Source organism: Negativicoccus succinicivorans (genome assembly GCF_018373335.1).
GTDB lineage: Bacteria > Bacillota > Negativicutes > Veillonellales > Negativicoccaceae > Negativicoccus > Negativicoccus succinicivorans_A.
The window spans coordinates 1-7,152 of sequence record NZ_JAHAHH010000069.1 but is presented as its reverse complement, the minus strand read 5'-3'; the positions used below and the strand labels follow the sequence as shown (position 1 = coordinate 7,152).

8 protein-coding genes are annotated in these 7,152 nt (G+C 53.9%); 1 reads left to right on the top strand and 7 read right to left on the bottom strand.

Features of this window, described 5'->3' with window-relative positions:
- Positions 1–115 precede the first annotated feature (115 nt).
- The 3 genes from KH813_RS05590 to KH813_RS05580 form a co-directional block, all read right to left on the bottom strand.
- Positions 116–487, bottom strand: a complete 372-nt coding sequence (locus tag KH813_RS05590) for a YlbF family regulator (RefSeq protein ID WP_075939407.1) — start codon at positions 485–487, stop codon at positions 116–118.
- A complete protein-coding gene (gene trmL, locus KH813_RS05585; RefSeq protein ID WP_303994324.1) occupies positions 474–980 on the bottom strand; it encodes a tRNA (uridine(34)/cytosine(34)/5-carboxymethylaminomethyluridine(34)-2'-O)-methyltransferase TrmL in 507 nt (168 codons plus the stop codon). Before trmL ends, KH813_RS05590 begins: the two co-directional genes overlap by 14 nt.
- 74 nt (positions 981–1,054) lie before the next feature.
- Positions 1,055–2,005 carry a YihY/virulence factor BrkB family protein gene (locus KH813_RS05580; protein ID WP_303994321.1) on the bottom strand — a complete coding sequence of 317 codons (951 nt, stop codon included), beginning with the start codon at positions 2,003–2,005 and terminating at the stop codon, positions 1,055–1,057.
- 178 nt (positions 2,006–2,183) lie between these two features.
- On the opposite strand from KH813_RS05580, the gene KH813_RS05575 reads away from it, so the two are divergent.
- On the top strand, positions 2,184–2,819 hold the full coding sequence (locus KH813_RS05575) for a hypothetical protein (protein ID WP_303994318.1): 636 nt from the start codon (positions 2,184–2,186) through the stop codon (positions 2,817–2,819).
- Between the two features lie 32 nt (positions 2,820–2,851).
- Here the strand turns inward: KH813_RS05575 and typA are convergent, their stop codons facing one another.
- The 4 genes from typA to lpxD form a co-directional block, all read right to left on the bottom strand.
- Positions 2,852–4,666: a translational GTPase TypA gene (typA, locus tag KH813_RS05570; RefSeq protein WP_303994315.1), complete on the bottom strand. Its 1,815-nt coding sequence runs from the start codon at positions 4,664–4,666 to the stop codon at positions 2,852–2,854.
- A 116-nt stretch (positions 4,667–4,782) separates the two neighbouring features.
- A complete protein-coding gene (gene deoC, locus KH813_RS05565) occupies positions 4,783–5,439 on the bottom strand; it encodes a deoxyribose-phosphate aldolase (protein ID WP_303994312.1) in 657 nt (218 codons plus the stop codon).
- A complete protein-coding gene (locus tag KH813_RS05560; protein ID WP_303994309.1) occupies positions 5,436–6,362 on the bottom strand; it encodes a lysophospholipid acyltransferase family protein in 927 nt (308 codons plus the stop codon). Before KH813_RS05560 ends, deoC begins: the two co-directional genes overlap by 4 nt.
- Before the next feature lie 42 nt (positions 6,363–6,404).
- The coding region (gene lpxD / locus KH813_RS05555) for a UDP-3-O-(3-hydroxymyristoyl)glucosamine N-acyltransferase (RefSeq protein ID WP_303994306.1) at positions 6,405–7,152 on the bottom strand (748 nt) is incomplete at its 5' end.

Below are 7,152 nucleotides of genomic sequence, written 5' to 3'. Positions count from 1 at the left end.
TAGAGATCCGCCGGTCCACCGATCGCGAAGGTCGTATGCCGCGCCATCGGCTCGGCAAAATGCAACGCGCTCTTGGGGACAACGCCGGAAAACAACTCTTCCCAATGCTCTACGGTCACTGCTTTTCCTCCGCCGGCGCAAAGCGGGACAAATCGGGAACGCCTTCGCCGATCGCCTCGCTGACGATTTTTTGAATATCGGCGGCCACCTGCTGCCAACGCATGAACGCGTGCAAGTATTCGCTCGCGAGGGAGTTATTTTGCACCATCACCTGCAAGCTCTGCAATTTTTCCATGCCGTTCCAACCGTCCGTTTTCTGCAACATGCGACGGTATTCCGCTTCCATCTGCAAAGCGAGAAACTCTTCCGCCAAATCTTTCGCCGACGCGTCCTGCGCCAGTTTTTCTTTCGCCGCGATCAGCTGTTTCATTTCCGCGCTTTCGCGAATACTTTTCGCCAAGTTATAAGCGTCATCATACATATTCATGGGAATCTCCTTTCACTTCGGGCAAATGTCCCTTTTGCGCCAGCGTGGGAAAACCCAACTGACGCAAGGCTTCGTACGAAACAATCGCCACCGCGTTCGACAAATTCAACGAACGGGCTTCGGCCCGCATCGGGATCCGAATGCATTGCTCCGGATGCGCGGCCAACAATTCTTCCGGCAGTCCTTTGGTTTCCTTACCGAACACCAGGACATCTTCATCGGTAAAGCGGACATCGGTATAGCTTTTTTCCGCTTTCGTCGTATTAAACCAGAAACGTCGGCCCTTGAGATATTCGACCAACGCCTGATAATTTTCGTGAATATGAACTTCCAATAAATCCCAATAGTCTAAACCGGCGCGTTTCAAATGCTTGTCATCAATCGAAAATCCGAGCGGTTTCACCAGGTGCAAAACAAGATGATTGGCCGCACACAAACGACTGATATTGCCGGTATTGCCGGGAATTTCCGGCTCGACTAAAACAATGTGCATACTGCCTCCTACATGGAAATCTTTCAATACCGTTTATTGTAACACAGGGTAACGGGCTTGCGAAACATGTCGCGTCAGACGATCCGAAAATCTTCCGTCTGGTAATCTTTACGGCGCGGCACAGCGAAAAATAAATGCATGTCGTCAAATGCCGCGATAAATTCCGCGCCCATGATGAAAATGAGCGAGGTCAAGTTGAGCCAGATGAAAAGAATCATTAAGCCGACCAGCGAGCCGTAAGTCGCGCCCATATTGGCGATATTGCTGACGTAAAAGCCGTACCCCGCCGTCATGGAGACCCAGATCGTCGTCACGATCGCGGCGCTGGTGAGCGTGTGCGACCAGGGCGTGCGCCCCTCGTGTTCGACGAAACGCGGCGCGTAACGGTAGAAAACCGCCAGCACCAAAATCATCGCCACAAAAGGAATCAGGTAGGTGCCGATTCTCCAGAAGAAAAGAAATTCTTTCGTCAAACCGAGCACTCCCATAAATGTTTTCACGATCAGATTACCGAATACGGTAATGCCGAGCGAAGCCAGCATCGTGCCGACAATCAGCAAGGTGAACAGGATCGATTTCGTTTTAATGAGAATATAGGACTGGACATTTTTCCCCGTTTGAAACGCGATATCGGTCGCGCGAATCAAAGTGTCGATGCCTTTGGATGACGACCACAGCGCCAATAAAAGACCGATGGACAGTACCGTGGTCGAACGCTGTTCGATAATATCGGTAACCACAGGCGCGAGCGTCGCCGGTACGTCGCCCGGCAGGTACTGCATGTAGCGCAGCACCGTATCGATTTGCGACGCCGCCACGAACAATATGATATTAAACAGGAAAATCATAAACGGCACCAGCGCCAAAATCAGGTAGTAGGTCGCGGCCGCGGCCAGCATCCCCACATCATCATCCATATACCGCTGATATAAACGTTTACCAATATATAAAGCGCGCGAATCGCGCAGACGTTTGAACCATTTCGCTTCGTTAAGACGATGCCGAATGACTACCCAAGGGTCCACGTTCTTTCCCCTTTCCTCAACCGGTACAATTACGTCATCGCAGACGTAAAATAGTTGATTTTATTATAGCATAGTAAGAATCGGCTTTGCGGCATTTTGACAACGGTTGCCGAACGCCTTGCCACTGCGTATAATGAAAGCAAAGCGGCCACGGGGAAATGGTCGCGAGGGAGGAATTATGCAACGACGTATTATGCACACCGGGCTTTTGGTCAGCCTCTTCGCCACCATGGCGTACCCGCTGACGAAACTCAGCGGTCATGAGTGGATCGCCTATCTTTTCACGCTGATCGTCGGCTACCACGTGTACGAACATCGCCGCGCTTTGGGAACATTGGCCCGGCGCGCGACGCCGAGAATTCGTTTTCTGCGCGCAGCGAACTATGTACTTTGCGCGGTATTCGTCATTTGTTTCCTTTCGGGATTTTTATTTTCATCGCTGATCCCGCATCCGGGCCGTGAAGTGTTACGCTATGCCAAGTACGTTCACATCTGTTCGTCGTCTTGGTTTTACGCGCTTGTTGCGATGCACGCCGGCTTTTATTGGGACAGTTTGCGTCACACGATGCGGCGTGTTTTGCCGCCGCTCAGTGCGAAATGGCACGCGGTGCTCGGCGCGATCAGTCTGTACGGCTTGTATATCGCGGTCGCTCGTAATTTCTTTTTGAAAATGGCGTATTTGTATTTAAAACACCCGAAAGCGGAACCGAGCGCGATTTTATTTTTCGTTGACTATTTCGCGATCTTTATTCTCTTCGCCTACTTCGGTTGGTGGCTGCTCCGCTTCATCAGCCGCCGACCGGCGCACGCCTGACACGCAAAAAAAGACCTCTTGCGAGGTCTTTTTTATTGCTTTTTCTTTTTCGCCGCTTTGTAACGAGCCTGCTGGCTCAAAATGCGTTTGCGAATGCGGATGGCATGCGGAGTCACTTCGACCGTTTCGTCGTCGTTGATCCATTCCAGCGCTTCTTCCAACGTAAATTGCCGCGGCGGAGTCAAGCGAATCGCATCGTCGGAACCCGACGCGCGCATATTGGATACGTGCTTTTTCTTGCACGGGTTAACGTCCATATCGGTATCGCGAGCATTTTCGCCGACGACCTGACCTTCGTACACGGATTCATTCGGTCCGAGGAAGAGCGTGCCGCGTTCTTCGATATTGCCCAAACCGTACGCGGTGGTTTCCCCCGGTTCGACGGCGACCAACGCGCCGCGCGTCCGCATCGGAATCTCTCCTTTGAAAGGAGCGTACCCGTGGAAGACGTGGTACATGACGCCGTTGCCTTTAGTGCTTGTTAAGAATTCGTTGCGGAAACCGATCAAACCGCGCGCCGGAATGATGAATTCCATGCGCAGGTAACCCGACAGTTCATTCATGCTGATGAGTTCCGCTTTACGCGGTCCGAGACTTTCCATGACGGTGCCCATGAACTCCTGCGGCACGTCGACATTCAAACGTTCCAACGGTTCGCACTGCTGACCGTTAATCATTTTCATGATGACCGTCGGTTTGCCGACCTGCAATTCATAGCCTTCACGGCGCATCATTTCAATTAAAATCGACAAATGCAATTCGCCGCGGCCGGACACTTTGAACGCGTCGGCGGAATCGGTTTCTTCCACTTTCATCGCGACGTTCGTCTGCACTTCTTTCAAAAGGCGGGCGCGCAAATGACGACTGGTGACGTATTCGCCGTCTTGGCCCGCGAACGGGCTGTCGTTGACGGAAAAGACCATCGACAAAGTCGGTTCGTCGATATTGATCGAGGGCAATGCTTCCGGATGTTCCGGATCGGTGATGGTCTCGCCGATATTGATATCTTTGAAACCGGTGATCGCGACGATATCGCCCATCTTCGCGTCGTTCGTTTCCACGCGCGACAAACCGTTGTACGTGTACAGGCGGCCGATTTTATCCTGGCGCACCTGATCACCGTTCATGATCGCGACCGGCTGACCGTAACGGACGAAGCCGCGCACAATGCGACCGATGGCGATTTTGCCGACGTAATCATCGTAATCCAGCGTCGTGACCATAATCTGCAGCGGCGCTTCCATGTCGCCTTCCGGCGCCGGAATGTAGTCCAAAAGCGTTTGGAAAAGCGGCTCCACCGTATCGTTGCTGTCATCCATCGACAACTTGGCGACTCCGGCGCGAGCGGATGCGTAAATAACCGGAAAATCAAGTTGTTCGTCGCTCGCTTCCAGTTCGATGAAGAGATCGATGATTTCTCCTTCGACTTCCGCGACGCGTTGGTCCGGACGGTCGATTTTGTTGATGACGACGATCGGCTTCAAATTCTGTTCCAAGGCTTTGCGCAGAACGTACTTCGTCTGCGGCATCGGGCCTTCAAACGCGTCGACCAACAGCACTACGCCGTCGACCATGTTCAAAATGCGTTCCACTTCCCCGCCGAAATCGGCATGGCCGGGCGTGTCAACAATATTGATTTTCGTGCCGTTATACATGACGGCGGTATTTTTGGATAAAATGGTGATTCCGCGTTCACGCTCGATATCGTTCGAGTCCATGACGCGTTCGGCGACGCGTTCATTCTCACGGAAAACGTGGCTTTGACGCAACATCGCGTCGACCAATGTGGTTTTGCCGTGGTCAACGTGAGCGATGATCGCGACATTACGTATATCTTGCCGTTGCATAGATGTTCCTCCTGATTTTTAATAACTTTAATATTATATCACACATCGGAAAAAACGCGTAATCGTTTCGTCAAATCTTCGTTATTTGCGAAATAAAAAAGACCTTGCGGTCTTTTTTACTTACTTTCTTCTTGTTCCGCCCGCGCAATCGCGACGCCCGCGCTGACGCCGAGCCGATTCGCGCCGGCGGCGAGCATCGCGCGCGCCGTCGCGAGATCGCGAATACCGCCGGCTGCCTTCACTCCGAAATGAGGTCCCACGGTATCGCGCATCAGTTTCACGTTCGCTACGGTAGCGCCTGCGCCGGCAAAACCGGTTGATGTTTTCACAAAATCCGCGCCGACCTCTTGGGCCAGCCTGCAGGCATTCACAATTTCTTCCGGTGTCAACAAGGCCGTTTCCAAAATGACCTTGAGCGTGACATCGCTGATCGCCGCGCGCACCTGGCGAATTTCTTTCGCCACCATATCCCACGCGCCGTCTTTTACCGCGCCGATATTTTGCACCATGTCGATTTCGGTCGCGCCCTGCGCCAACGTCCAGCTCGCTTCCGCCGCTTTCGCGGGACCGCCATTCGCGCCGTGCGGAAAACCGACGACCGTCGTCACGCCGACGCCGCTTCCGGCAAGCGCCTGCGCCGCCTGTTGCACGCGATACGGCGCGACGCAAACGGTGGCGAAATGATACGTCTTGGCTTCTTCACAAAGTGTTTCGATAGCGCGGGCGCTCGCGTCGGGCGCCAGCAGCGTGTGATCTATATAACTTGCAATCATGCCTCGTCCTCCTTTGCCCGTTGCGCCTGTTCCTTGAGCCACAGGTCATGCGGATCTCCATAAATGCGTTTCGTCCATTTCCAGCGATTGTGAATCCAAAACCAGTCCGCCGGACGCTCCCGCACCCGCGCGGCCAAAATCGCATTCAAGGTATCGGTCATTTCCCGTACCGCGACCGTTTTTTTCAAATCTCGACGCGTCCAAAGCGCTTTTTGCACGACCACATCAAACCCTTCGTCGCGCGTGTAGATATGCACAGGCACGATCGGCACTTGTCGCGCGTAGGAAAAGACAGCCGGTCCCGTAACGGAAAGCGCCAGCGTACGAAACAATTGCGCCAACGTCCCTTTGGCGCCGCCGTCCTGATCATACAAAAGGCAAATCCATTTGCCCTCTTCCAGCAGCCGCAAAATCTCCCGCATGTTTTTCGGATACAGTACCGCTTCACCGAGCATCGCGCGCGATTCGCGAATAAACCGATCGAATCCTTCATTCGACTGTTTGAAACCGACGGCGACAATCTTGCCGGGGTATTTGCTCGCCAGCGCGCCGCCCAGCATCTCCCAATTGTCCGTGTGCGAGGCCGCGATAACACAACCGCCGCCATTTGAGTAAAGGGCGTCGAGTTCCTCCGTGCCGGTGAAACGCATCCGCTCCAAAATACGGCCTTCGGTGTACAGCGGAAAACGCAGCATATCGAGCGCGATCCGCCCTAAACGGACTGCGGATGTTTTCGCAATCGCCCGCGCCTCCGTCGGTGAAGAGGTCAGCTCGGCACGTAAAATATTTTCCACGGCAATCTCTTTCCGTTTGCGCGGCAATATGCGCCAGAAAAATCGTCCCAGGCGATCGCCCCAGCGACGAGCGGCTTCAGCTTGTAAACTGCAGGCCCAACGGCGCCCTAATTGTAGCCAAAAATACATATCCCGCCTCCGTCAAAAAATGCCGTCTGTGACGGCATTTTTTTATTTTTCTTCAGTTTTCTCCAACGCTTTTTCCAAACGTTTCACGCGTTTCATCAGTTCGGGCAAATGGTTGAGCGTTCCTTCAATCCGTCCCCACTGACGATGCGGCCGAGCCGGAAAGCCCACATAGGTTCCCGGTTCTTTGATGCTGCCGACAACGCCCGTCTTCCCGCCGCAGGTAACGTGATCGGCAATCGTAATATGCCCCGAAACGCCGGTCTGCCCCGCCAGAATGCAGTGGTTGCCGATCGTGGTCGAACCCGCCACGCCCACTTGGGCGATGATAAAGCAGTCTTCCCCGATTTGGACATTGTGACCGAGATGGACAAGGTTATCGATCTTCGTGCCGCGACCAATCGAAGTTTCACCGAATGTCGCGTTATCGATCGTCGTGCCGGCGCCGATTTCGACATCATCGCCGATGACGACGCGACCGATCTGACGAATCCGCGTATGCTTACCGCCTTCGGTAGCGAATCCGAAGCCTTCACCGCCGATCACGGCGTTCGCGCGAATGATAACGCGATCGCCGACTTCGGTCCGATCATGCACCACCGCGCCGGAATGAATTTCCGTATCGCGGCCGACGGTCACATTGCGTCCCAACACGACGTGCGGATGTAAAATAGCGCCCGCTTTGACAACGGTACCCGCGCCGATCACCACATACGGTAAAATCGTCGCCTGCGGATCAATGACCGCCGTTGCGTCGACGACCGCCGTCGGATGAATGCCGACCGGCGGCACG